At 60.2% G+C, this 24,482-nt stretch carries 24 protein-coding genes; 12 read left to right on the forward strand and 12 right to left on the reverse strand.

From position 1 onward, the window contains the following. Positions 1-43 precede the first annotated feature (43 nt). From msrB to ABIE28_RS18245, 4 genes are all read right to left on the reverse strand, one after another. Positions 44-538, reverse strand: a complete 495-nt coding sequence (gene msrB, locus ABIE28_RS18230; protein ID WP_354065395.1) for a peptide-methionine (R)-S-oxide reductase MsrB — start codon at positions 536-538, stop codon at positions 44-46. Between the two features lie 183 nt (positions 539-721). Continuing rightward, entirely contained in the window at positions 722-1,246 is a 525-nt protein-coding gene (locus ABIE28_RS18235; protein WP_502913440.1) for a fasciclin domain-containing protein, read from the reverse strand. Between the two features lie 279 nt (positions 1,247-1,525). Further along, positions 1,526-2,245, reverse strand: a complete 720-nt coding sequence (locus ABIE28_RS18240) for an anti-sigma factor (RefSeq protein WP_354065399.1) — start codon at positions 2,243-2,245, stop codon at positions 1,526-1,528. Next, complete coding sequence (locus ABIE28_RS18245) at positions 2,242-2,799, reverse strand: sigma-70 family RNA polymerase sigma factor (protein ID WP_354065401.1); 558 nt, start codon at positions 2,797-2,799, stop codon at positions 2,242-2,244. The genes ABIE28_RS18240 and ABIE28_RS18245 overlap by 4 nt, the downstream gene beginning before the upstream one ends. A 190-nt stretch (positions 2,800-2,989) precedes the next feature. Here ABIE28_RS18245 and argB point away from each other — a divergent pair, with 190 nt between their 5' ends. Further along, on the forward strand, positions 2,990-3,892 hold the full coding sequence (gene argB / locus ABIE28_RS18250) for an acetylglutamate kinase (protein WP_354065403.1): 903 nt from the start codon (positions 2,990-2,992) through the stop codon (positions 3,890-3,892). A gap of 107 nt (positions 3,893-3,999) precedes the next feature. Beyond that, positions 4,000-4,665 (forward strand): outer membrane protein, encoded by a 666-nt coding sequence (locus ABIE28_RS18255; protein ID WP_354065405.1) that lies wholly within the window; start codon positions 4,000-4,002, stop codon positions 4,663-4,665. 62 nt (positions 4,666-4,727) lie between these two features. Here the strand turns inward: ABIE28_RS18255 and ABIE28_RS18260 are convergent, their stop codons facing one another. Together ABIE28_RS18260 and ABIE28_RS18265 are read right to left on the reverse strand one after the other, a co-directional pair. Continuing rightward, positions 4,728-6,218, reverse strand: a complete 1,491-nt coding sequence (locus ABIE28_RS18260) for a DHA2 family efflux MFS transporter permease subunit (protein WP_354065407.1) — start codon at positions 6,216-6,218, stop codon at positions 4,728-4,730. Beyond that, positions 6,211-6,843, reverse strand: a complete 633-nt coding sequence (locus ABIE28_RS18265) for a TetR/AcrR family transcriptional regulator (RefSeq protein ID WP_354065409.1) — start codon at positions 6,841-6,843, stop codon at positions 6,211-6,213. Before ABIE28_RS18265 ends, ABIE28_RS18260 begins: the two co-directional genes overlap by 8 nt. Positions 6,844-7,101: 258 nt before the next feature. Here ABIE28_RS18265 and metK point away from each other — a divergent pair, with 258 nt between their 5' ends. The 3 genes from metK to ABIE28_RS18280 all read left to right on the forward strand — a co-directional run bounded on the left by metK (position 7,102) and on the right by ABIE28_RS18280 (position 9,665). Further along, positions 7,102-8,358, forward strand: a complete 1,257-nt coding sequence (gene metK / locus ABIE28_RS18270) for a methionine adenosyltransferase (RefSeq protein ID WP_354065410.1) — start codon at positions 7,102-7,104, stop codon at positions 8,356-8,358. A 61-nt stretch (positions 8,359-8,419) separates the two neighbouring features. After that, complete coding sequence (trmB, locus tag ABIE28_RS18275; protein WP_354065412.1) at positions 8,420-9,160, forward strand: tRNA (guanosine(46)-N7)-methyltransferase TrmB; 741 nt, start codon at positions 8,420-8,422, stop codon at positions 9,158-9,160. A 121-nt stretch (positions 9,161-9,281) separates the two neighbouring features. Next, a complete protein-coding gene (locus ABIE28_RS18280; protein WP_354065414.1) occupies positions 9,282-9,665 on the forward strand; it encodes a winged helix-turn-helix transcriptional regulator in 384 nt (127 codons plus the stop codon). Positions 9,666-9,709: 44 nt separating this feature from the next. Here ABIE28_RS18280 and ABIE28_RS18285 read toward each other — a convergent pair whose 3' ends face one another. Beyond that, positions 9,710-9,985 (reverse strand): hypothetical protein, encoded by a 276-nt coding sequence (locus ABIE28_RS18285; RefSeq protein ID WP_354065416.1) that lies wholly within the window; start codon positions 9,983-9,985, stop codon positions 9,710-9,712. A 258-nt stretch (positions 9,986-10,243) separates the two neighbouring features. Between ABIE28_RS18285 and ABIE28_RS18290 the strand changes: the two genes are divergently transcribed. From ABIE28_RS18290 to ABIE28_RS18315, 6 genes are all read left to right on the forward strand, one after another. Further along, on the forward strand, positions 10,244-10,909 hold the full coding sequence (locus ABIE28_RS18290) for an FAD-binding oxidoreductase (RefSeq protein ID WP_354065418.1): 666 nt from the start codon (positions 10,244-10,246) through the stop codon (positions 10,907-10,909). A gap of 259 nt (positions 10,910-11,168) precedes the next feature. Next, a complete protein-coding gene (rimP, locus tag ABIE28_RS18295) occupies positions 11,169-11,795 on the forward strand; it encodes a ribosome maturation factor RimP (RefSeq protein WP_354065420.1) in 627 nt (208 codons plus the stop codon). Next, the gene (nusA, locus tag ABIE28_RS18300; RefSeq protein ID WP_354065422.1) at positions 11,796-13,397 is read left to right on the forward strand and encodes a transcription termination factor NusA; all 1,602 of its coding nucleotides are present in this window, start codon (positions 11,796-11,798) and stop codon (positions 13,395-13,397) included. A 23-nt stretch (positions 13,398-13,420) separates the two neighbouring features. Continuing rightward, a complete protein-coding gene (locus ABIE28_RS18305; RefSeq protein ID WP_354065424.1) occupies positions 13,421-14,122 on the forward strand; it encodes an RNA-binding protein in 702 nt (233 codons plus the stop codon). Beyond that, positions 14,115-16,994 carry a translation initiation factor IF-2 gene (gene infB / locus ABIE28_RS18310; RefSeq protein WP_354065426.1) on the forward strand — a complete coding sequence of 960 codons (2,880 nt, stop codon included), beginning with the start codon at positions 14,115-14,117 and terminating at the stop codon, positions 16,992-16,994. The genes ABIE28_RS18305 and infB overlap by 8 nt, the downstream gene beginning before the upstream one ends. A 111-nt stretch (positions 16,995-17,105) precedes the next feature. Beyond that, positions 17,106-17,708 carry a YcxB family protein gene (locus tag ABIE28_RS18315; RefSeq protein WP_354065428.1) on the forward strand — a complete coding sequence of 201 codons (603 nt, stop codon included), beginning with the start codon at positions 17,106-17,108 and terminating at the stop codon, positions 17,706-17,708. A 136-nt stretch (positions 17,709-17,844) separates the two neighbouring features. Here the strand turns inward: ABIE28_RS18315 and ABIE28_RS18320 are convergent, their stop codons facing one another. Next, the gene (locus tag ABIE28_RS18320) at positions 17,845-18,471 is read right to left on the reverse strand and encodes a L,D-transpeptidase (protein ID WP_354065430.1); all 627 of its coding nucleotides are present in this window, start codon (positions 18,469-18,471) and stop codon (positions 17,845-17,847) included. A gap of 241 nt (positions 18,472-18,712) precedes the next feature. Here ABIE28_RS18320 and ABIE28_RS18325 point away from each other — a divergent pair, with 241 nt between their 5' ends. After that, positions 18,713-19,276 (forward strand): hypothetical protein, encoded by a 564-nt coding sequence (locus ABIE28_RS18325; RefSeq protein WP_354065432.1) that lies wholly within the window; start codon positions 18,713-18,715, stop codon positions 19,274-19,276. A gap of 53 nt (positions 19,277-19,329) precedes the next feature. Here ABIE28_RS18325 and pnp read toward each other — a convergent pair whose 3' ends face one another. From pnp to ABIE28_RS18345, 4 genes are all read right to left on the reverse strand, one after another. After that, the gene (gene pnp, locus ABIE28_RS18330; protein ID WP_354065434.1) at positions 19,330-21,477 is read right to left on the reverse strand and encodes a polyribonucleotide nucleotidyltransferase; all 2,148 of its coding nucleotides are present in this window, start codon (positions 21,475-21,477) and stop codon (positions 19,330-19,332) included. Between the two features lie 530 nt (positions 21,478-22,007). Then, positions 22,008-22,277, reverse strand: a complete 270-nt coding sequence (gene rpsO, locus ABIE28_RS18335; RefSeq protein WP_354065436.1) for a 30S ribosomal protein S15 — start codon at positions 22,275-22,277, stop codon at positions 22,008-22,010. Between the two features lie 134 nt (positions 22,278-22,411). After that, positions 22,412-24,097, reverse strand: a complete 1,686-nt coding sequence (locus ABIE28_RS18340) for a sensor histidine kinase (protein WP_354065438.1) — start codon at positions 24,095-24,097, stop codon at positions 22,412-22,414. Between the two features lie 112 nt (positions 24,098-24,209). After that, entirely contained in the window at positions 24,210-24,404 is a 195-nt protein-coding gene (locus ABIE28_RS18345; RefSeq protein ID WP_354065440.1) for a hypothetical protein, read from the reverse strand. Positions 24,405-24,482 lie beyond the last annotated feature (78 nt).

Consider the following 24,482-nt stretch of genomic DNA (forward strand, 5'->3'; position numbering starts at 1 on the left):
TTTAGGCAGCGCGCGTGACAGCCGCAAGGCGGCCTGACTCAAATCAGGCCGCGACGAATTTCAGCGCGACGCCATTGATGCAGTAGCGCAGGCCGGTCGGCTTGGGACCGTCGTCGAAAACGTGGCCCTGGTGGCCGCCGCAATTGGAGCAGTGGACTTCGGTACGGGTCATGAAGAGGCTGTTGTCGACCGTGGTGCCGAGCGAGCCTTCGATGAAGGTGTAAAAGCTCGGCCAGCCGGTGCCGCTGTCGAATTTGGTATCGGAGGCAAACAGGGCCTGGTCACAGCCTGCGCAATGGAAGGTGCCGGAGGCATGTTCGTCATTGAGCGGCGAGGTGTAGGGCACTTCCGTGCCTTCGTGGCGCAGCACGTCATAGGCAGCCGGATCGAGCTTGGCCTTCCACTCGGCGTCGGTCAGCTTGAACGGGAAGTCGCCTTCGGCGGCGACTGTCTGGCCCATGGGGCGCAAGAAGGCGAAGGCGCTGAGCGCGGCGACGGCGGTGCCACCGAGAAGCAGATTGCGACGGCTGATAACCATTCCTCTTGGCCTTTCAAAAGTTGCCCCGCGCCCCCGCTCCGCGGGAGGTACACGGGCGGTCGCGCGGGGCCTGTATGACGTGCACTCTATATGCTTGGGCAAGGCGGTGACACGTCAAGTTATGGTGAGGGACTCAGGGGGCTGCCTCCCTCGTGGCCCCCGGTGAACCGGGGGCCGGCAGAATTACATCTTTGGGGTCAGAACCTTGTCGATGACGTGGATCACGCCGTTCGACTGGATGACGTCAGCGATGGTGACATTGGCCACGGTGCCGTTTTCGTCGGTCACGGTGACCTTGCCGTCCTTAGCTTCAAGCGTCAGCTTGCAACCGCCAACCGTGTCAACGACGTGCTTGCCGCCATCGGCGTCAACCATCGACACGATATCGGTCGAGAGGGCCTTGGCCGCGATCACGTGACAGGTCAGGATCTTGGTCAGCATGTCCTTGTTTTCTGGCTTCAGCAGATTGTCGACCGTGCCAGCTGGCAGGGCGGCAAAGGCTTCATTGGTTGGGGCCAGAACGGTGAATGGGCCAGGGCCCGACAGGGTATCGACAAGACCGGCAGCCTTGACGGCAGCGACCAGCGTGGTGTGGTCGGCAGAGTTGACTGCATTTTCAACGATGTTCTTGTCGGCGAACATGGCGGCGCCGCCAACCATTGGATTTTCCTGGGCGAAAGCACCACCGATCGAGGCGACGGAGATCATTGCGGCGACGGACAGAGCACGGAGAGAGAGGTTCATTTGTTCGTTCCTTCCTGTATTTCGTTCCCATTGTTCGGCTGGGACATGCGAAGGAACGGGACCTTTTTTGGTAAAGTTTCAGGTGATGTCAAAAATAACGGATTTTATTCCGATATATTTTCAGAACACGCAAAAATCGTATCGGAACAATTATTTATGCAGAATTGCCGCCGACCTTGGAAGGTCGACGGCATAACTTTGCATTTTTAGATAAATTCTTGCGATTACAGTGATCTAACGCCGTCAGATCTCCGTAACGGCACCCTTGGCGACGATTGGGCCATGCGGCGTGCCATCGGGCGAACCGCCAGCCTGTTCGAGCGTAATGGCCAGAACCGAGCCCTCACCCCAGCCTGCCATCACCTCAGGCGAAATTTTGACTTCGCTGCGCTGATTGACCGGAATGACGCCCATCGAGACAGGCGCATTGTCACCCTGGATGGCCCAAAGTTCGAAGTCCTTCTGCGGCACTGCTTCGCCCGACAGAGCGGTCAGGCGGACATTGCCAGCGCCATCATAGAGTGCGACGAATTTGACGTTGCTGCCCTGTTCTTCGAGCGCGGCCACCAGCTGGGTGGTGAGCGCACCGACATCGGGCGCGGGCTGCATGACGTTAAAGCCCACGGCAGCGATCGCCACCGCCAGCGCACCGGCGGCAATGCCGCGCCACACCATCAGGCTCTCCCAGAACGAGGTCGTCGTCCGCGACTTCAGCACATCGCCAAAGGCGCGCGCCTCGATGGCCGCATAGAGATGGCCGGGAACCGGGGTTTCTTCAAATTCAGCATTGAGGGCCGCAAAGCGCGACACCCAGAAATCGCGTTCAGCACGCAAGGCCTGATCGTCCTCAACCAGGCGACCGATGCGTTCGTGTTCGTTGACCGAAAGCAGTCCGAGGACATACTCGGCCACGAGGGCGTTGCGCCCTTCAAAGTCTTCGCCGATGTCATCGATCGTGCTCATGCGGTCAGACACTCTTTCAGCTTGATGAGGCTCCGGCGTAGCCAGGTCCGCATCGTATTGAGGGGCACGGCATAGCGGCTCGCCAGTTCCTCGTAGCTATAGCCATCGAGGTAGGCACCGCGCACCGCGTCGGCACGATCGGGTTCGAGCGTGCCGAGACATTTCTCGATCTGGCCTTTTTCCTCGCTATCCTGGGCAGCCCGCTCCGGGGAGGGGCCAGCATCGGGAATTTCGAGCGCCACATCGATATCGTCGGAAACCGGACGACGGGCCCTCAGGATGTCGAGTGAGTGATTGCGCGCCACGGCGACCAGCCAGCTAATCGGGCTGGTATTGCCTGCCACATATCGATCTGAACGCTGCCAGATCTTCACATAGACTTCCTGAATGGCCTCTTCGGCCTCCGAACGATCTCTCAAGATACGCAAGGTCACGCCAAAGAGTTTCGCGCTGGTGCGTTCGTAGAGCGTTCGGAATGCGGCGCGGTCACGAAGCGCACATCGCGAGATCAGATCGGCGATCTCCTGTGACGGTGTCGTCTGTGTGGTGGACATAAAACTAGCGCGCCTCCCCCCGGATGCCGCACCCTCGCCTCAGTTGGTGCGATCGCGACGATCACACAACGCAACACAATAGGAAATGGATCAATGCGCAATTGCCGCAGAAGCGTCTTTTCCTTTCCGCATTGATGCTCTAGACCCGTTTCGGTCTTTCTACCTGCTTGCCAACAGAATGGGTCCGTCCATGACTGATCAGACTTCTTCGACCGACCGGTTCAGCCACGACGCAGGGATTCTTGCGCAGGCGCTCCCCTATATGCAGCGCTACGAGGGCAAGACCGTCGTGGTGAAATATGGCGGCCATGCCATGGGCGACGCCCAGCTTGGCCAGGCCTTTGCACGCGATATCGCGCTGCTCAAGCAATCCAAGGTCAATCCGATCGTGGTGCATGGCGGCGGGCCGCAGATTGCGTCCATGCTGGCCAAGCTTGGCATCGAATCCAAGTTCGAGGGCGGCCTGCGGGTCACCGATGCGCGGACCATGGAAGTGGTCGAGATGGTCCTGGCCGGCTCGATCAACAAGGAAATCGTGGCGCTGATCAATGCCGAAGGCGAATGGGCCATTGGCCTGTGCGGCAAGGACGGCAACATGGTTTTTGCCCAAAAGGCCGTGAAAACCGTCAAGGACCCGACCTCCAATATCGAAAAAGTGCTCGATCTGGGTTTTGTCGGCGAACCGGTCGAAGTCGACCGCACGCTGCTCGACTTGCTGGCGCGTTCAGAAATGATTCCGGTGATCGCTCCGGTCGCGCCGGGCCGCGACGGCAATACCTACAACATCAACGCCGACACCTTTGCTGGCGCGATTGCCGGCTCGCTCGGCGCCAAGCGCCTGCTGTTTTTGACCGACGTCCCCGGTGTGCTGGACCGTAACGGCAAGCTCATCCCAGAGCTCAGCGTGCGCGAAGCCAAGGAGCTGATCGCGGATGGCACGATTTCGGGCGGTATGATTCCCAAGGTTGAAACTTGCCTTGAAGCGCTAGACAATGGCGTGGAGGGTGTCGTGATCCTCAACGGCAAGATGCCACACGTCGTGCTGGTGGAGCTTTTCACCGAGTTCGGCGCGGGTACGCTAATCGTTCGCTAACCAATTTGCCGCAACACCACGATTTGACACGGGTGTGGCCTATTGGGCATAGCCCGATGCTAACAAGTCATGGCAAATTTTAGCCATTGTGATCCGAGGGATAGAGTATGCGTACTGACATCAAATTGGCGGCCGTTGCACTTGCAGTGGGTTTTGCGGCTCCAGTGGCGTCGGCACAGGCCCAGCAGATCATCGCGCCAATGGTCAACAGCTCGTCCTACCAGGCCAATTACTCCGCTTGGGATGGCTTCTATCTCGGCGCACAGGGCAGCCTGATTGGCATGAAGAGCCATGAAGCAAGCCCTGTCCTGCCCGGTCCTGAGCAGCTGCTCGGCGACATTGGCGGCAGCGCCGGCATTTTCGCGGGTTACCGCTATCAGCTCAACGACTGGTTCGTGCTAGGCGTCGATGCCGAACTGAACAATGTCGCGACCCAGTTTGAATTCAGCGGCAAGAACTATGGCGCCCTCAAGTGGGACGCTGCCGTTCGCGCCACGCTGGGCTATCCAGTTGCCAACAACGTGCTCGCTTACGCGACCGTTGGTTATTCCTGGGGCCGCTTCGACCTGTCGCCCGGCTACAAGTCGGACGACGCAGTGTTCACCGCCGGTGGCATCCAGCTGGGTCTGGGCGTCGATATGATGGTCACCGAAAACATCATGGCCCGCCTGAACGCGACCTGGACCCATTATGGCGTCAACGACGTCATCAATGGCGGCACCAGCGAGCCAAGCAATGCGGTTGTCCGCGCTGGTCTGGCCTGGAAGTTCTAAAACTTCAAAAAATTCAGTGAATCAAAAAGGCCGCCCAATGGGCGGCCTTTTCATTTGGTCGATCAAACTTCGACCATCGTGTGCTGGGCGGGGGCGCCATGGCCCGGCGCTGCCTTGGGCCGTTTGAAGAACGGCGCCAACAGCATGACGAGGGCAAAGCTGCCAACCACATAGAGCAGCGCAAGGCTCGACGCGCCGGCGAAGGCTGCATGCGGCGTACCACCGTTGGCAAAGCCCGTGCTGAGGTTGGAGAAGAACAGCTCGCCGATGATGGCGACACCGAGCGCACCGCCAACCTGCTGGAACGCCTGCAGCGCGCCCGAGCCCGATCCGGCATCGCGTTGCGGCACATTGGCCAGCACCAGCTGGAACAACGACGAGAAGCCCAGACCCAGACCAACGCCGGCAATCAGCAGCGGCGGCAGGAAGGCCCAGTGGTCGATGCTGTCGGTGACGCCAGCGATGTAGAAGTGCAGCCAACCGATACCAAAGGCCAGCATGGCCCCTGCAACTGACAGGCGCGCGCGCAGATAACGGGCGCCAAAGCGGCCGGCGATCAGCGAGGCGATCAGTACACCCACGGAGAACGGGGTGTTGGTCAGACCCGATTCGAGCGGGGTGAAATTGAACCCACCTTGCAGCAGCAGCGAAATGACCATGAACATGCCGGGAATGCCCGAGGCAAAGATGGTGACGACCAGCGCGCCGAACATGAACTGACGGTTGGCGATCAGGTCAAAGTTCAGCAATTGCGGAGCGCCGATGGCGGCGCGGCTGCGGGTCCACAGCACGAAGGCGACCAGCAGAGCGAGACCGGCAACGATCATGGCAAAGGTCCAGACCGGCCAGCCATAGGCACGGCCTTCAACGATGGGGAACACCACCGCCAGAATGCCAAGCCCGAACAGGCCAATGCCGACATAGTCGTTCTTGATGCCGGCATGACCCGGCAGGCGTGGAATGAGGAACCAGCCAGCGACAACGGCCGCGATGCCGAAGGGAATGTTGACGAGAAATATCGGCTGCCAGGACAGACCAAAAAGGTTTGCCGAGATCAGCAGGCCGCCAACGATGGGGCCACAGACCGAGGCGAGACCAGCCGACAGACCGAACAGCGAGAAGGCCTGACCGCGCTCATGGGGTGGGAAGGTAACGGTGGCGATGGCCAGCACCTGCGGCGTCATCATGGCGCCAGCCAAGCCCTGAATGACGCGCGCGCCGATCAGGAATTCGATATTGGGTGCAAGACCGCACAGCGCCGAAGCGACCGTGAAGCCTGCAACGCCCCAAAGGAACAGCGTCGTGCGGCCGAGGATGTCGCCCAGCCGCCCGAAGGGCAGCAGGCCCAGCGCGAAAGCCAGAATATAGGCGGCAATGACCCATTCGATCTGCGTGTCGGTGGCGCCAAGACCATCGCGCATCGATGGCAGCGCCACGTTGACGATGGTGACGTCGATCAGGTTCATGAAATTGGCGAGGAGCAGAATAAACAGCGCCACCCAACGGCGCGGATCGGGAGCGGCGGGCGCCCCGGACTGGTGAGTATCAGACATGGGAATTTCCTTGCGATGAATTTGGTCGTGCGATGAAAGCGCGCTCGAGTTCGGCCATCACGTGGTCGATCGAAACGCGAAATGAGGTCCACTGGCGCCAGTAGTCAGACAGCGCTCCGGTGGTGATGAGGGCAGCGGCGGCGGGGTCGAGGTCGCTTCGGAACGAGCCGTCGGCGATGCCGTTGGTAAAAATCTCGGCGAACTGTCGGCGCCAGAAATCGTAGAGCGGGGTCATGATATCGGCGACCGCCGGATCTCGACGGGCCCGCTCAACCATCTCGGTCAGAACGATAATCAATTCGGGTGTATCTTGGACGGTTTCGCGAAAATCGGCGAATTCGAGCCGCAGTTCTTCGAGTGCCGTGCGCTTGACGCGCGGATGGCGCATAGCCTGTGCCTTGAAATCATGGCGCAGGCTTTCGGCGACCAGGGCGACCAGCGCCTCCTTGGAAGGCACGTGATAGTGCAGCGTGGCGATATTAATGCCGACCCGGGCCGCGATATCGCGGGTGCGCAGGCCTTCAAGGCCTTTTTCGGCGATGATGGCGCGCGCCGCCTGGGCGATGGCAATGCGGCGCTCGTCGCCGCTCTCGCGTTTGTTGGGGCAATTTGTGTCGATGGTCATGGCAGCGGCGCAATCCTTGGCATTGCGCCATCTACACCCGCGCGATCACCCAATCAATCATTTGATTGAGAGAGACAGCCATGCATGGCACGCATTGATCACCGACCGCGGGCGGCGACGGGTAAGCTGTACTCATAATTCGTAACCATACATATCAAGCTTTCTTTATATCCGCCTTGACCGGAACGACGCCCAATGTCACAAACCCTGCAGAATTGCTCATTTTGAGCCTTTTTCTGCATATTCAGGGGATTTTTCGTGGCCCGGTCTAGCTATCTGTTCACCTCGGAATCGGTTTCTGAAGGTCATCCCGACAAGGTTTGCGACCGGATTTCCGACGAAATCGTCGATCTGGTTTTCCGTGAAGCCAAGAAAACCGGCATGGATCCATCGCAGGTTCGCATCGCCTGCGAGACGCTGGCGACCACCAATCGCGTGATCATCGCGGGTGAAGTGCGCGTGCCGGAAACCCTTCTCAAGAAGGACAAGGAAGGCGAGATCCTGCTGGACGCCGCCGGCCATCCGGTGGTGAACCCATCCAAGTTCAAGTCGGCTGCGCGCAAGGCGATCCGCGCCATTGGCTACGAGCAGGCCGGCTTCCACTGGAAGACAGCCCGCATCGACGTGCTGCTGCATGGCCAGTCGGCCGATATTGCACAGGGCGTTGACGAAGCCGGCAATAAGGATGTGGGCGCTGGCGATCAGGGCATCATGTTTGGCTATGCCAGCCGCGAAACCCCGGAACTGCTGCCCGCGCCAATCTATTACGCGCACAAGATCTTGGAAAACCTCACCATTGCCCGCAAGGCCAATCATGGTCCGGCCGGCAAGCTTGGCCCTGATGCCAAGAGCCAGGTCACTGTGCGTTACGAGGACGGCAAGCCCGTCGGCGTGACCCAGATCGTGCTCTCGACCCAGCATCTGGATGAGAACCTGACCTCGGCCGACGTGCGCGAGATCGTTGAGCCGTATATCCGCGAATCCCTGCCAGCAGGCTGGATCGACGCGCAGACTGTCTGGCACGTCAATCCAACCGGCAAGTTCGTGGTTGGTGGCCCCGATGGCGATGCCGGCCTCACCGGTCGCAAGATCATTGTCGACACCTATGGTGGCGCAGCGCCCCATGGTGGCGGCGCGTTTTCGGGCAAGGATCCGACCAAGGTCGATCGCTCGGCAGCCTATGCCGCGCGTTATCTGGCCAAGAACGTGGTCGCGGCCGGTCTTGCCGATCGCGCAACCATCCAGCTCAGCTATGCCATTGGCGTAGCGCAGCCGCTGTCGATCTATGTCGACCTGCATGGCACCGGCACGGTAGATGAAACCGTGGTGGAACAGGCGCTGAGCAAGGTGATGGATTTGACGCCGCGTGGCATCCGCACCCATCTCGATCTCAACAAGCCCATCTATGCCAAGACCTCGGCATATGGCCATTTTGGCCGCAAAGCGGGCCGTGATGGCTCGTTCTCCTGGGAAAAGACCGACCTCGTCGCCGCCCTCAAGGCTGCGGTGAAGTAAGCTCAATCTGTTACGTCTGGCTTGATGGCAGTGTCATTTCCGCTTTCGCGGGGATGACACTGTGGTCTATACGGCCCGCATCATTGCAGAGACCGTCATGACCGAACACCAGCACCCCAAGACCCGCTCCGGCGAGCAACGCGCATTTTTTGGCCGGCGCTCCGGCAAGAAATTGCATGGCGGGCAGCAGGCGGTGTTTGACGCGACGCTGCCGGCGCTCGAGATCCAGCTGAGCGGTCGGCTCGACCCACGGATGCTGTTTCCCGAGGCCGACAAGATCATCGTGGAAATCGGCTATGGCGGCGGCGAGCACCTGGCGCTTGAGGCGGGCCGCAACCCGCAGACCGGCTATATCGGCTGCGAAGTGTTTACCGGCGGCATCGGCAAAATGGTGCAGGCCATTGCCGAGCAGGACCTGCGCAATGTGCGGCTGTTCACCGATGATGCGCTCAAATTCCTCGTCGAACTGCCGGACGCTTCGCTCGACGAGGTCTATCTGCTTTATCCCGATCCCTGGCCAAAGACGCGTCACCACAAGCGGCGTTTCGTGTCGCCAACGACGCTGACGCAGTTGGCGCGGGTGATCCGGCCGGGCGGGGTGTTTCACTTCGCCACCGATATCGAGGACTACGCGAACTGGACGCTGGCCCATATCGTGCGGGCGCCCGAATTCATTTTCGATCCGGAACAGCCGGGCGATTGGCACAAGCCCTATCCAGGCTGGGAAGCCACACGCTACGAGCAAAAGGCCCGTCGCGAAGGCCGTATGATCAGCTTTTATTTCAGCTTCATCCGGCGCTGACTGGCGCGCTGCGGCGAACAATGCGTTTTACGCATAGCTCGAAGTTTCGGCCAAAACGCCATTGGTGTGGCCATGTTTGGGACCCATATGCCTAACTCGCGATAGTTTTTCGAGGTTAGTCATGTCCGTAGCGTCAAAGCCCAAGCAGCACGAAAACGATGTGCTGATGGTGCGACCGGGGAAATGGTCCCTCACCGTCATCACGCTGCTGCGTTCAGGCACTCTGCGCTTCAGCGAACTCAAGCGCGTCGCTGATGGCATCTCGCAAAAGACGCTGACCGTGACCCTGCGCGAGCTGGAACGGGACGGGTTCGTGACCCGGACGATGTTTGCCACCATTCCGCCGCGTGTCGATTATGAATTGACCGGTCTTGGACAGGAACTGCTCAAGCTTGCCGACGGCATGCTGCTGTTTGCGGCGCGCAATGGCAAAGAGGTTCTGGCGGCCCGCGAGCGGTTCGACGCCTCGGGTGGTGAGCCGGTGATCCGGCTCGTCCATCCTTGATACGGGCGCCGTCGCTAAAGCGGCGGCGCCGTGGTTAGGCTGAATTACAGCGAAACGGGCTGCAGTGTGCCTGGCGTAAAGAACTGCATGGTCTGGGTGCCGTCATCGCGGGTCACAAAAGCGCGAACGAGGCCATTCCACTCTTCAACCGAGCTGACATTGACGCCCTGCTGGCGCAGCTGGGTGACGATGGAGTCTGCAACCCAGTCCTGAGCCTGATTGTTTCCGTCGCCAAAGATGCCGGTAGCGGCAAAGGTTGGGGCGGTCACGCCGAGCATAGCAACGGTGGCGACAAGGGCGATAGCTGTGGTCTTGATCATTTTGGTGTTCCTTTCGTTTGAACACACGGGAGATGATCTCGACCAGCCCAAGCCTCAAGTGACGATTTCGTACATTTCTGCTCTTGAAGTCTGGGGCTTCGTTGCGACGGTTTTGTTATGGAAATCAAGGGTTTCTGGGGAACCCTGGTTTCTCTGGCGCCACTACGTATCATCGATGTAACGATCAGGAACGACGTGGCTTTGCGACCGCTGGAACCAATCGCGCGAGGCTGACTTGATGATGCAAAGGAGCCTGCCATGCCCACTCGCGTCCAGATTTTGAAGACTGAAATGGTGACCCACAATGTGCGCCATTATCGCGTCGAAAAACCTAAGAATTTTCATTTTGCACCCGGACAGGCCACCGAGATCAGCATCGACAAGCCGCAATGGCGTGACGAGAAGCGCCCTTTTACCTTCACCTCGCTGCCCGACGAGCCAACGCTTGAGTTCACCATCAAGAGCTATCTCGATCATCCGGGCGTCACGAGCGCGCTATGGGGCTGCGAGGCCGGTGACTATCTGCTGCTGCGCGATGTGTGGGGCACGATGCAGTATAAGGGCGTGGGGACATTTATCGCCGGGGGCGCTGGCGTCACCCCGTTCATTGCCATCCTGCGCAGCCTCAATGCGCAAGGCGGGCTTCAGGGAAATCGGCTGATCGTCTCCAACCAGACAGAGAAGGATATCATCCTGCGCGATGAGTTCGAGACGATGGATGGGCTTGAGACATTGTGGACGGTGACCGGCGATCCCAAGTCCAAGCTGTTGCAGGAGCGGATCGATACCGGGTTTCTCAAGGAACATATCGCGGATTTCGGGCAGAATTTTTATCTCTGTGGGCCCGATGCGATGGTCAAAGACTTGCGGACGTCGCTGGAAGCGCTGGGCGCGGATGTGTCGGCGGTGACGTGGGAGAAGTAAAGTTTGCTGCCACGCCCTCGTGGTTCGAGGCTCGTGAAGAACTCGCACCTCACCATGAGGGCTGATGGAACATTGAACTAAGAGTAGTCCTCATGGTGAGGCGGGAACGTAGCGACCCTCGAACCAAGAGGGCGTGGCACAGTCCGCACCCCAACCCTTGCGGCTTGAGCCATTGCGGGTTATATAGACGCCAACATCTCAGCAAGTTTGCAGAGTGGGAGCCTCCCGGCCCCGCTCTTTTTTATTACCCGAAGGACCGATGAGCTTCGATCTCACCGAAAAACGCTACATCAAGGAAACGGGCTTAGAAGCCCGCGTTTCTGCCATTGTCGAACCAGTGGCCAATGGTCTGGGCTTTGCACTTGTCCGGGTGAAGATCACCCAGGAAAACGGCATGACCCTGCAGATCATGGCCGAGGACGAACACGGCCGCTTTACCATCGTCAATTGCGAGGCGCTGTCCAAGGACCTGTCGCCGGTGCTTGACGTGGAAGATCCGATCGACCGCGAATATCACCTTGAAGTCAGTTCCCCCGGCATCGACCGGCCGCTGGTGCGCAAGCGCGATTTTGCGGCCTATATTGGCCACGATGTCCGCATCGAACTCAGCGACATGATCAATGGCCGCAAGCGCTATCGCGGTTTCATCAAGTCCGTGGACGACGAGGCGGTGACCATCACCCTGCCCGACGCCCCGACCGGCACCGATCCTGACCATCGCCTGCTGTTTGCCACTATTGGCGAAGCAAAGCTGGTGATGACCGACGCCTTGATGGAAAAGGCCCGGCTTGATCAGGAAGCCCACCCCATCGACGACGACGAGACCGAAACGGTCGAATACGCCGAAGCTGACAACGACGACGAATCCTCCGAGGAGACCAAATAAATGGCCGTTAGCGCGAACCGCCTTGAGCTGTTGCAGATCGCAGACGCTGTCGCCCGCGAAAAGTCGATCGACCGTATGGTTGTGATTGAAGCGATGCAGGACGCCATGGAAAAGGCTGCCAAGGGTCGCTATGGCGCCGAGACCGAGATCAAGGTCGAGATCAACCCACGCTCGGGCGAAACTCGGATGTGGCGTCTGCTTGAAATCGTCGAGCAGGTCGAAGAGACCAGCCGCCAGATCGATCTCAAGCATGCCCAGATCAAGTCGCCGGAAGCCAAGGTCGGCGATTTCTTGACCGAGCCTCTGCCGCCAATGGAATTTGGTCGTATTGCTGCGCAGTCCGCCAAGCAGGTTATCGTGCAGAAAGTGCGCGATGCCGAGCGCGAGCGCATGTATGACGAATACTTCAACCGCATCGGCGAAATCGTCAACGGCAGCGTCAAGCGCGTCGAATATGGCAACGTCATCGTTGATCTGGGTCGTGGCGAAGCCATTATCCGTCGCGACGAGCTGATCCCACGCGAAATGTTCCGCTATGGCGACCGCGTCCGCGCTTACGTCTATGACGTGCGCCGCGAACAGCGTGGCCCGCAGATTTTCCTGAGCCGCACCCATCCGCAGTTCATGGCCAAGCTGTTCATGCAGGAAGTGCCCGAGATCTATGACGGCGTGATCACCATCCGCTCGATCGCGCGTGATCCAGGTTCGCGCGCCAAGATCGCCGTGACCTCGTCCGATAGCTCGATCGATCCAGTGGGCGCCTGCGTTGGTATGCGCGGCAGCCGTGTGCAGGCCGTCGTTGGCGAACTGCAGGGCGAAAAGATCGACATCATTCCATGGACCGACAGCATTGCCGACCTCGTGGTCTCGGCACTGCAGCCGGCCGATGTGGCCAAGGTTGTTCTCGACGAACAGTCCGAGCGCATTGAAGTCGTGGTTCCAGACGAGCAGCTGTCGCTGGCCATTGGCCGTCGTGGCCAGAACGTGCGTCTGGCAAGCCAGCTGATCGGTTGGGATATCGACATCCTCACCGAGCAGGAAGAAAGCGAACGCCGCCAGAAGGAATTCACCGAACGGTCCAGCCTCTTCATGGCTGCCCTTGACGTGGACGAGATGGTTGCCCAACTATTGGCTTCGGAAGGCTTCTCCTCGGTCGAGGAACTTGCCTATATCGACGCGAACGAAATCGCTTCCATCGACGGCTTCGACGAAGAAACCGCCAGCGAAATCCAGAACCGCGCCACCGAATACCTGGCGGCCATTGATCGTGCCCATGACGAAGAGCGCAAGGCGCTTGGCGTTGAGGACGAGCTTTACGAAATCCCGGGCCTCACCGCTGCCATGCTGGTTGCGCTGGGCAAGGATGACGTCAAGACGATCGAAGACTTTGCCGGTTGCGCTGCCGACGATCTGATCGGCTGGAGCGAACGCAAGGATGGCGAAACCAAGCGCTTTGAAGGGACTTTCAAGGATTTCCCAATCTCGCGCGAAGAAGCCGAAGACATGATCCTTCAGGCCCGCATCAAGGCTGGCTGGATTAACGAGGAAGACGCGCCGCCTGTCGAAGATGCAGAATTCGCATCCGACGAGGCAACGGCTTAGGCCGTTTCGGAGCGAGGGACCAGATGGCCCGGCGCGAAGAAACGAGCAGGATGTGCGCACTGACACGGGCTGAAAAGCCCGTGGCAGAGCTGATCCGTTTTGTGCTTGGACCAGACGACGTGCTGGTTCCCGATACGGATGCCAAGGCCGAGGGCCGTGGCGTCTGGCTCAGCCTCAACCGCGATCTCGTGGCTGAGGCGGTCAAGAAAAAGGTCTTTGCGCGGAGCCTCAAGACGGAGGTGAAGCTGCCGGACGATCTGCCTGGCCTGACCCAGCTGCGGCTCGAACAGCGCTATCTCAGTGCGCTGGGCATGGCCCGCAAGGCCGGACAACTCACATTTGGTGCCACCAAGGTGCGCGGCCTGATCGATACCGGCGCGCTGATTGCGCTGATTACCGCCACCGATGCGGCTGAAGACGGACGCAGCAAGATGGTGGGGCCCCTCAAGGCCCTGCATTACGCTGCGGCGGAAGAGGAAATCGAAGACTTTGACGTGCCCCATTTCGAATTGCTCTCCTCAGAGCAAATGGGTTTGGCACTCGGCATGGAAAATGTGATACATGCTGCCCTAACGAGAGGGGCGGCAGCCCAAGCAGCAGTCGAAAAGGCCCGTAGACTGGCCCTTTTTATTGCTAAACCGACGGAAAAGGACACCGACCGCGCAGCGGTTGACGGTGACCTTTTGCCCGAGGCCACCGACGAAAGACGCGAGATACATGGCTGATAACGACGACAAGCGCACCGATGACACTGGCGCGAAGAAGACGCTGACATTGAAGGGCGGCCCAGGCCTGGGCAACCGTCCGGGCATGTCGCGTGGACCTTCGCGATCAACTGTGGTCGTCGAAAAGCGCACGCGCCTGGTGCCCAAGCCCAACGCGCCAAGTGCGCCGCATCGGCCTCAGCCGAGCGCGAGCCCATCGCAGAACCAGCGTCCTGCTGGCGGTCGTCCGCCACAGCAGCAGCGTGCACCGCTGGGCCTTTCGGCTGCAGAAGCCGAAGCCCGCCGCAATGCACTTGCTCTGGCCGGCGCGCGCGCTGCCGAAGATCAGGAACGCTTTGCCGCCGAGGAAGCTCGCCGCGTCGAGGAAGACAACCGCCGCCGTCAGGTGCGCGAAGAAGCCGAGCGCGCTGAAGAAGCGCGTCGTCAGGCCGAAGCGCCAGCACCCGAACCAGTGGTTGCAGAACCAGCTGCCCCTGCCCCAACTGAAGCTGCCGCTGTGCCTGCAGCTCCAGCCGCAGAGGCGAGCGCTGCTCCAGCGGCAGAACCTCAGGCTGCCTTTACGCCTGCATCGCAGCGCAACCCTGGCCCGTCCAGCGTTCGCGTCGTTGCCGGCCGTCCTGGCCAGCCACCCCGTCCGGTTCGTCCGGCAGGTGACCGCCCAAGCGGCAATACGCGTCCGGAAAGCGAACGCGGCGCCAATGCCCTGATCAAGCCCGGCGCCGCGGCCGGTGCTCGTCCAGGCGCAGCGCCCGGTGCCCGTCCTTCGGGTACGGCTGGCCGTCCAGCTGGCGATCGTCGTCCGGCTGGTGCCGGCATGGCGCCGATTGGCAATGTGCCACCCGCAGGTCCAAACGAAGCCGACGGTCGCAAGATCCGTACCGGTTCGCCTTCGGTTCGTCCGACCACGGAAGCTGAACTCGAGAACGCCCGTCGTGCCTCGCGTGCAACGCCAGAACGTCCAACGCGCCGTGGCCCGAACGACGCCAATGCCCGTGGCCGCCTGACGGTTTCCAGCGCAACCACCGAAAACGATCGCGATAAGGGTCCATCCCTTGCCGCCATGCGTCGTCGTCGCGACAAGAAGATGGGCCGCAACCAGCAGGATGCGCCAAAGCTCAGCCGCGAAGTCGTGATTCCAGAAGCCATCACGGTTGCCGAACTGGCCAACCGTATGGCCGAGCGTTCCGTGACCGTCATCAAGATGCTGATGGCGCAGGGCACGATGGCAACCATCAACGACGTCCTTGATGCGGACACCGCAGAGCTGATCGCAACCGAGCTTGGCCATACGGTCAAGCGCGTTTCGGAAGCTGACGTTGAAGAAGGCCTGTTCGATATCGCATCGGACGATAAGGCCGAGGATCTGACCGATCGTGCGCCAGTCGTGACCATCATGGGTCACGTCGACCACGGCAAGACCTCGCTGCTGGACGCCATCCGCAATGCAAACGTCGTGTCGAGCGAAGCCGGTGGCATCACTCAGCATATCGGCGCGTACCAGGTGGAGCGCAACGGCGCCAAGATCACGTTCCTGGACACCCCAGGCCACGAGGCGTTCACCGCCATGCGTGCTCGCGGTGCCCAGGCAACCGATATCGCCATCCTCGTGGTGGCGGCAGACGACAGCGTGATGCCGCAGACGATCGAATCCATCAAGCATGCCAAGGCTGCTGGTGTTCCGATCATCGTGGCCATCACCAAGATGGACAAGCCATCTGCCGATCCGCAGAAGGTGCGTACCGAACTGCTGCAGCATGAAGTGTTCGTGGAAACCATGGGCGGCGACGTGCTCGACGTGGAAGTCTCCGCCAAGACCGGCGAAGGCCTCGACAAGCTGCTCGAAACCATCCTGCTGCAGGCCGAAGTGCTCGAACTCAAGGTGGCCCGTGATGGCCGCGCCGAAGGTCTGGTCATCGAAGCCAAGCTTGATCGTGGTCGTGGCGCCGTGGCAACGGTTCTGGTGCAGCGCGGCACTCTGGCCATCGGCGACATTCTCGTCGCTGGTACCGAGTTTGCCCGCGTTCGTGCCCTGATCAACGACAAGGGCGATCAGGTCAAGGAAGCCGGTCCATCGGTTCCTGTCGAAGTGCTCGGCTTTACCGGCGTGCCAAATGCGGGCGACCGCTTCTCGGTCGTCGAAACCGAAGCGCGTGCTCGTGAAGTCACCGAATATCGTCAGCGCGCCATCCGTGAAAAGACGGCTGGTGGTGGTGCAACGAGCCTTGAGCAGATGATGAATCAGCTCAAGATCGCCGGCATCTCCAAGTTCCCGCTGATCATCAAGGGCGACGTGCAGGGTTCAGTCGAAGCGATCGTTGCTTCGCTCAACAAGCTCTCGACCGACGAAGTGTCGGCGCAGATCCTGATGAGCGGCGTGGGTGGTATCACCGAAAGCGACGTGACCCTGGCTTCGGCATCGAACGCCATCGTCATCGGCTTTAACGTTCGTGCCAACAAGCAGGCCAGCGATCTCGCGACCCGCGACGGTATCGAAATCCGCTACTACAACATCATCTACGATCTCGTGGATGACGTGAAGAACGCCATGAGCGGCCTGCTCAAGCCAGAACGTCGCGAAACCTTCATCGGTTACGCACAGATCCTCGAAGTCTTCCAGATCACCAAGGTCGGCAAGGTTGCCGGTTGCCGTGTTACCGAAGGCATCGTGGAACGTGGTGCGGGCGTCCGTCTGCTGCGCGACAACGTGGTTATCCACGAAGGCAAGCTCAAGACGCTCAAGCGCTTCAAGGACGAAGTCAAGGAAGTGCAGACCGGCCAGGAATGCGGCATGGCCTTCGAAAACTACGAAGACATCCGCGCCAACGACGTCATCGAATGCTTCCGCGTCGAGACCGTCCAGCGCTCGCTGTAGGCCTCACCAAGCTCAAATCAAAGCCACCGCGCCAAACCGGCCCGGTGGCTTTTTTTATGCGCAAAGATGCTGCTAACCTGATCGCTCCCGCAATCCGAGCGAGTTGAGCTGTTGACGATCACCACCTCCCCCGACGTCGAACTCCGTTACGTTCCAGATTTCAACGACCTGATGGCGGCCAGCACCCATTTACGCACGCGCCGATACCCTGCAGGTGCACGCGTCAAATTCAGTGCGATCGCCTTTAGCCTTGTTGCTGTCGGCGCAGCTTTGGCAGTCCTGGCTGATATCGCCCTGCGGCGCGCCGTGCCTGCTGTTCCCAACTGGATTGGCATGGTGGCTGTGCTGGCTCTGACGGCCCTGCTCTATGCCAAAATTTTGCAACCTTGGATGCTGCGTCAGTCGGCGGCGATCATCCAGACGGCCCGCAAGGCAGGGCCGATGCAGTTTACGAGCGGTGCGGAGGGGATGCGGTGGGCAGACGGCGACATCGACTTCCAGCTGCGCTGGAGCGGCGTGGAGGCCATTTATGGCACAACAACTGCCTTGGCCTTCATGAGCGGCGCTATCGCGCTGGTGCTGCCCTATTCGGCGTTCTCAACGACCGAGGCGCGACGGGACTTCGTCGAATACGCCCTGTCCGCCATTCCAGCCGATGCGGCGAGGGTCAGCCGGGCCGATAAATCCCTACAGGCGCTGTTGGCGGCGCAATAAAAAAGCCCGCTCGATGAGCGGGCTTTTCAATTTGGCGGCCGGACCAGTGTCGCGGCAGCAGAAAACTTTGTTTCGGTGACTACGGATTCCGAAACAAGGCGTCCCACTGCCGCGGCATTGGCCCGGCACCGGTTCCTTAGTTGATCACCACGACACGAGCGCCAACCGGCACGCGCGCATAGAGATCAATGATGTCCTGGTTCATCAGGCGGATACAGCCCGAGGAAACGTTGGTGCCGATGGTGTAAGGCTCGGTCGTACCGTGCAGGCGGAACAGCGTATCGGCGCCGTTCTTGTAAAGGTACAGCGCGCGCGGACCAAGCGGGTTGGTCTCGCCACCAGGCAGACCGCCTGCGTAGGGACCATAACGATCCGGCTCGCGAGCAATCATCGACTTGGTTGGCGTCCAACGTGGCCATTCAGCCTTGCGACCGATGGTGGCCGTGCCACGGAACACCAGCGATTCGTTCTTGCCGACGCCGATGCCGTAGCGCAGCGCACGGCCGCCTTCGAGCACGAGATAGAGGAAACGAGCGGGCGTATCGACAACGATGGTGCCGGGACGCTCGGTCGTTGCGTAGGGCACTTCCTGGCGCCACCACTGCGGATCAACGCGACGCAGATCCATGGCCTGAACCGGATAGGGTTCGCCAAGCACTGCGCCATACATGCGCTGGTAATAGGGGTCGATTTGCGGCTCCTGGACCACGGGAGTCCGTGTCGAGGAGCAGGCAGCCAGAGCGACCGCGGGGAGACCGATCATAAACAAACGGCGAGAGAGCAAGGTAAATCCCTAAAATGCGGGTGACGCAAATCGAATAATGCGGCCAATGCCTAAGCCTCAGCCAGGAGGTCCGCTAGTGCAGGAAAGCCTCACTTGGAAAACGGCTGGTAAACATCCCGGTTCCTCGCAAGAATGTGATGAATTTCCAATGTTGCAAGCCGGTCACAGTAGCCGTCTCCAGAGCCTGCCAATATCGCCCCGAAACCTTGGTGGGGCGACCATGAATACCTCAGAAATTCCTCTCTATGTGCAGCTTGTATCGGGCATCATTCTGGGCGTCGCGCTGGGTAATCTACTCAGTGGCGCGGCGCGATTCGTGCAGCAGCCGCACAGCTACAAGCTAAATTGGCTGCATGGGCTGTGGATCGTGTTCATCCTGGGCTCCATCATGGTGTTCTGGTGGGAAGAGGCGCTTAGCTTTCACAATGTCGAGTGGACGTTCTGGCTCTACATGTTCCAGGTCGCCTATTGCGCCACGTTCCTGTTCATGACGGCGGTGCTGCTGCCCGATGGGGTCAAGGATTTCGGCAATCACTACGAGTATTTGATCGCGCGGCGGCACTGGTTCTACGGCTCGCTGATCCTGAGCTATGTGCTGGGGATCGGCAATTCGCTGATGAAAGAGGGCTGGGACGACCTGCTGGTTGACCCCAGTTATGTGATCATCAACGCGGTGCTGCTGGGCCTGCTGGTTGGTGCGATGCTGTTCAACAGGCGCTGGCTGCATCTGACGGTGGCCGGGATCTTTGTGGCCCTGATGATCGCCACGATGTTCTTTGAATAGCAAAAAGGCCCGGATTGCTCCGGGCCTTTTCATTTTCTCAGATCGCTTCGCGCTTATTCAGCGGCTGGAGCTTCTGCGTCCTTGGCGACTTCCTTGCCGGTTGCCTGATCGACAACCTTCATGGACAGGCGAACCTTGCCGCGCTCGTCAAAGCCAAGCAGCTTGACCCAGACCTTGTCGCCTTCCTTGACCACATCGGTGGTCTTGGCAACGCGGGCTTCGGCCAGCTGAGAGATGTGCACGAGGCCATCCTTGGCGCCGAAGAAGTTCACGAACGCGCCGAAATCGGCGGTCTTGACGACGGTGCCCTGATAGATGGCGCCGACTTCAGCTTCGTCGGTGATAGAGCGGATCCACTTGATGGCCGCTTCAATCTGGCTACCGTCCGAAGATGCGATCTTGATCGTGCCATCGTCTTCGATGTTGATCTTGGCGCCGGTCTTTTCGACGATCTCGCGGATCACCTTGCCGCCGGTGCCGATCACTTCACGGATCTTGTCGGTCGGGATCTTCATGGTCTCGATGCGCGGAGCGAATTCGCCCACTTCCGAACGGGACGAGGTGATGGCCTTGGCCATTTCGCCCAGGATGTGGATACGGCCGCCCTTGGCCTGCTCGAGGGCGATCTTCATGATCTCCTCGGTGATGCCAGCGATCTTGATGTCCATCTGCAGCGAGGTCACGCCTGCTTCAGTACCGGCCACCTTGAAGTCCATGTCGCCGAGGTGATCTTCGTCGCCGAGAATGTCGCTGAGAACAGCAAACTTCTCGCCTTCAAGGATCAGGCCCATGGCGATACCGGCAACCGGACGTGCCAGTGGCACACCGGCATCCATCAGTGCGAGCGAAGTGCCGCAGACGGTCGCCATCGAGGAAGAGCCGTTCGATTCAGTGATCTCGGACACGATACGGATCGTGTAGGGGAACTCTTCGACCGAAGGACGGATCGGGTTGATGGCGCGCCAAGCGAGCTTGCCATGACCGATTTCGCGACGACCGGGTGAACCCATGCGGCCAGCTTCACCAACCGAATATGGAGGGAAGTTGTAGTGCAGCAGGAAGTTCTGCTTGTGGGTGCCTTCGAGCGAGTCGATGTACTGCTCGTCTTCGCCGGTGCCCAGTGTTGCAACGACCAGCGCCTGGGTTTCACCACGGGTGAACAGGGCCGAACCGTGGGTGCGGGGCAGAACGCCGACTTCCGAAACGATCGGACGAACTGTCGAGAGATCACGGCCGTCGATGCGGAGGCCAGTGTCGAGCACGTTCCAGCGAACGACCTTGGCCTGCAGGTGCTTGAACACTGCGCCAAGTTCTTCATTGCTGTAGGTGCCAGCTTCGATCTGGGCAGCGAACTGTGCCTTGACCTTGGCCTTGGCTGCGTCAACGGCAGCGTAACGGGCTTCCTTGGCGGTGTTCTTGTAGGCAGCGCGCAGGTCAGCTTCGATGAAAGCGAGCATTTCGCCTTCGAGCGCCGAGTGATCCTCAGGCTCGTAATCGCGGGCATCCTTAGCGGCCAGTTCGGCCAGCTTGATGATGGCCTGGATCACCTTGCGGCTTTCGGCATGACCAAACATCACAGCGCCGAGCATGACCTCTTCGCTCAGTTCCTTGGCTTCCGATTCCACCATCAGAACGGCGTCTTCGGTGCCGGCCATGACGAGATCGAGCTTGGATTCGCTGCGACGATCAACTGGCAGGTTCAGGACATATTCGCCATCGACATAACCAACGCGGGCAGCGCCGATTGGGCCCATGAACGGAATGCCCGAAATGGTCAGGGCAGCGGAGGCTGCGACCATGGCCAGCACGTCCGGATTGTTTTCCATGTCGTGCTGCAGAACGGTGATGACCACCTGGGTCTCGTTTTTGTAGCCTTCAGGGAACAGCGGGCGGATCGGACGGTCGATCAGGCGAGACGTCAGGGTCTCGTTCTCGGTCGGACGGCCTTCGCGCTTGAAGTAGCCGCCTGGGATCTTGCCGGCAGCGAAGTACTTTTCCTGGTAGTTGACGGTCAGCGGGAAGAAGTCGATGCCGGGCTTCGGCGACTTGGCGCTAACAACAGTGGCGAGCAGGACGGTTTCGCCCAGGGTGGCGAGCACTGCGCCATCGGCCTGGCGGGCCATCTTGCCGGTCTCGAGCGTGAGGGGCTGACCGCCCCAGTTGAGCTCGACCTTGTGGTAGTCAAAATTGATCGTGGACATGTGTCGTCTTTCCATTCTGCCGACTGAGCGGTAACGCAGGGGCGTAGGTCATCCCGCGAACTCATTCGGTGCACCCGCACCTGGCCCTGCACCCCATGTGCAGCCCAAGCTCAAAATCAGGCGCTGTTTACGTCTGGCAAAAGACGAAACATGGGCAAGACAACAAGCAGCTCCCCAAACCAGTTTGGGAATGCCTCACGAGATCAAAACCACAGAATGATTTTGCGAGCGTGAGGCGAGAGGAGCGGCCAATAATCCTGCCATGCTCCGGCATCCGCCGGTCTACGCTTTGAGACTGTTCGCAAATTTTACTGCGTCGGCCAACTGTCGGCGTTTTCTGCGACAACCGGCGCTCACGTACAGACGTACGCTCCGCTCCGGTCCTCGAAATTCACCGCCATTTGTCTCGCCACAGCGAATTTTCAAACGGTCTCTTTTTCGTTCTCTCGGCCGGACCAAATAACGGACCGCCAAAAGAGCGAAAGCGGCTGCGGAGGCTTGCCCCGCAACCGCTCGTTGGATGCGCGCTATTAGCGGCGCAGACCGAGCTTTTCGATCAGGGTCTTGTAACGGCTGTCGTCGACCTTCTTGACGTAGTCAAGCAGGCGGCGGCGGGTCGAAACAAGCTTGAGCAGACCGCGACGGGAATGGTTATCCTTGCCGTGGCCCTTGAAGTGTTCGGTGAGGTTGGCAATGCGTTCGGACAGGATCGCAACCTGGACTTCTGGCGAGCCAGTATCGTTGGCCTTGGTTGCGTATTCCTGGATCAGTTCGCTCTTGCGCTCTGGGGTAATCGACATCGGACTATCCTTTCAAAAGGGAGGATTGGGTCGCCCCGGCCGGGATGTCGTCCAGGCGGGGCCATTAAAGCCTTGAGCCCCAAAGGCCCAAGACAGGCGTGCATATAGTGCAAAGACGCCGATAATGCCAGAATTTATTCCGCAGCCTCGCTCTCCTCGGCGTCGGGGACCCGGATCGGATCGATGGCGGCCATCGGAACGGAAAAGCGCCATTCCATGCCATTGTCGTGGGAAATGCGCTCGACATCGGCGCCAAGCGAGCGCCCGACCATGGATTTGAGCACCGTGGTGCCAAAGCCAACGCGGTCGCCCGGATCGAGCCGCCGCTGCACGGTTTCGCGCCAGACAAAGTCCAGCCGCTCATTGGCGACGGTCCAGGTGACGACCAGACGGCCGCTATCATCGGCAAAGGCGCCGTATTTGACTGCATTGGTCGAAAGTTCGTGGGCGGCCATGCCCATGATCTGGGCGGCGTGCATATTGAGCCTGACTGGGGGACCATCGAGCACCACGCGCGAACCATCCGGCGGGCTGAACGGGGCGATCTGGCTTTCAACCAGTTCGCCCAGCAGCACGCCGACACGGCCATGCGCCAGCAGGAGGTCAGTAGAGCGCGCCAGCCCCAGAATGCGCCGCTCGAAGGCCTGCACATAGCTCGAAACATCATCAGCGCCACGGGCGGTTTGCTTGGCCATAGCGGTGATGACCGTCATCTGATTTTTGGAGCGATGGGCCACTTCGCGCATCAGGAAATTGACTTCGCTTTCGCTGGCCTGCCGACGCTGCGATGCCAGCTCGATAGCCTGACTGACCTCGGCAATCTCGCGCACCGGATAGTTCTTGGCGGCGACGACCTCGCCCTGCCCCAAAAGCCGGGCATCGCGGGCAAGGCCACGGACGGAGACACCGATAACGCCACTGAGCCAGATCAGGCCGGCCGAAATCAACGCGCCCAGAATGACACCGCCAATGACCAACCACATCACCGCGTCCATCAGCGGACGACTGATCACCGCTTCAGGTGCCCAGGCGACCAGCCGCCAGCCGGTCAGCTGCGAACGCTGCACTACGACGCGGACGGGTCCGTCATTGGTCTGGGCCTGTTGCCAGCCGATAAACAGCGGCCGCGCCATGGCGTCGAACCGGTCAAACAGCGAGCCGATTTCGCCAACACCGGTGGTTGCTGCAATGATGCGGCCGTCATTGTCGAGCAGGGCGGTTTGCCAGCCTTCGGGGAGACGGTTGGCGACCAGCGTATTGTCGAGATTTCCGGCCGACTGGTTGAGCGCTACGATCTTTTTGCCGAGTGCGCCAAGATCGATCGGCATCAGGATATTGTAGACCCACTGCTTGGAGACCGCGCCAAACACCATGTCGGTCACGACGATCTCGCCGCTCGCAAAGGCTTCCTGGGCGGCCTCGGGGTCGGCCGTTCGCACACGCGGCGCGTCATAGGGCTGACGAGTACTGAGGATGGTCGTGTTGTCGGGATCTATGACAAAAAGATTGGTGCCCGTGCCAGTCAGCGCCAGGACGGTGCGATCGTAGAACGATTTGAAATCGCCCTCGTGGAAGGAGGGGCTGGTGGCCAGCACCCGCAGGGTGGTCACATTGGCGTTGATCTCGCGCTCGACGCCCTGCACCAGCGAGCGCGATGTCGCCAGAATCAGCGTTTCGAGCGTGGCTTCCTGTGCATCGTGATTGCGCTGCATCAGAAGACCGGCAAACACGAAGCTGGGAACGAGCGTGATCAGTGCGATCGCCACCAGATAGTGGCCGATCGGGCGTCCGCTCAGCGCCGGAAATCTAAAACGTGCCATGCCGCCCCTGTCACGCATGCACCCAACGCTTTCTGGGCCGGATCGCGCCTAACCTAAACGGTTAAAGGCAAAGGGGGCAACCTGCCACCGCCCGCCTTTTTGCCTCACTGCTTCAATACTTTGCGCTGGAATCGCTGGCCGGGAAGCTTTCGTCGACCGCATCGTCCTGCTTGTCCCAGTCCTTGGTCTTGTCGGCCTGAGCGTCTTCGCCGGCATCGCGCACCTGCACAGGAGAGGTCTTTGGCCCCGGCTTCTTGCCGCCCTGCATGGCCGCGGCGTCTTCGGTTTTCTTGGTGGGCTGTGTCATGACGATCTCCTATGGTTGCTAACAGAACCCATCAAAGCCATCGTGAGTTGCAGAGCTTTGAGTCTTTCATCGGCCTCT

This window comes from Devosia sp. 2618 (assembly GCF_040546815.1).
Classification (GTDB): Bacteria; Pseudomonadota; Alphaproteobacteria; order Rhizobiales; family Devosiaceae; genus Devosia.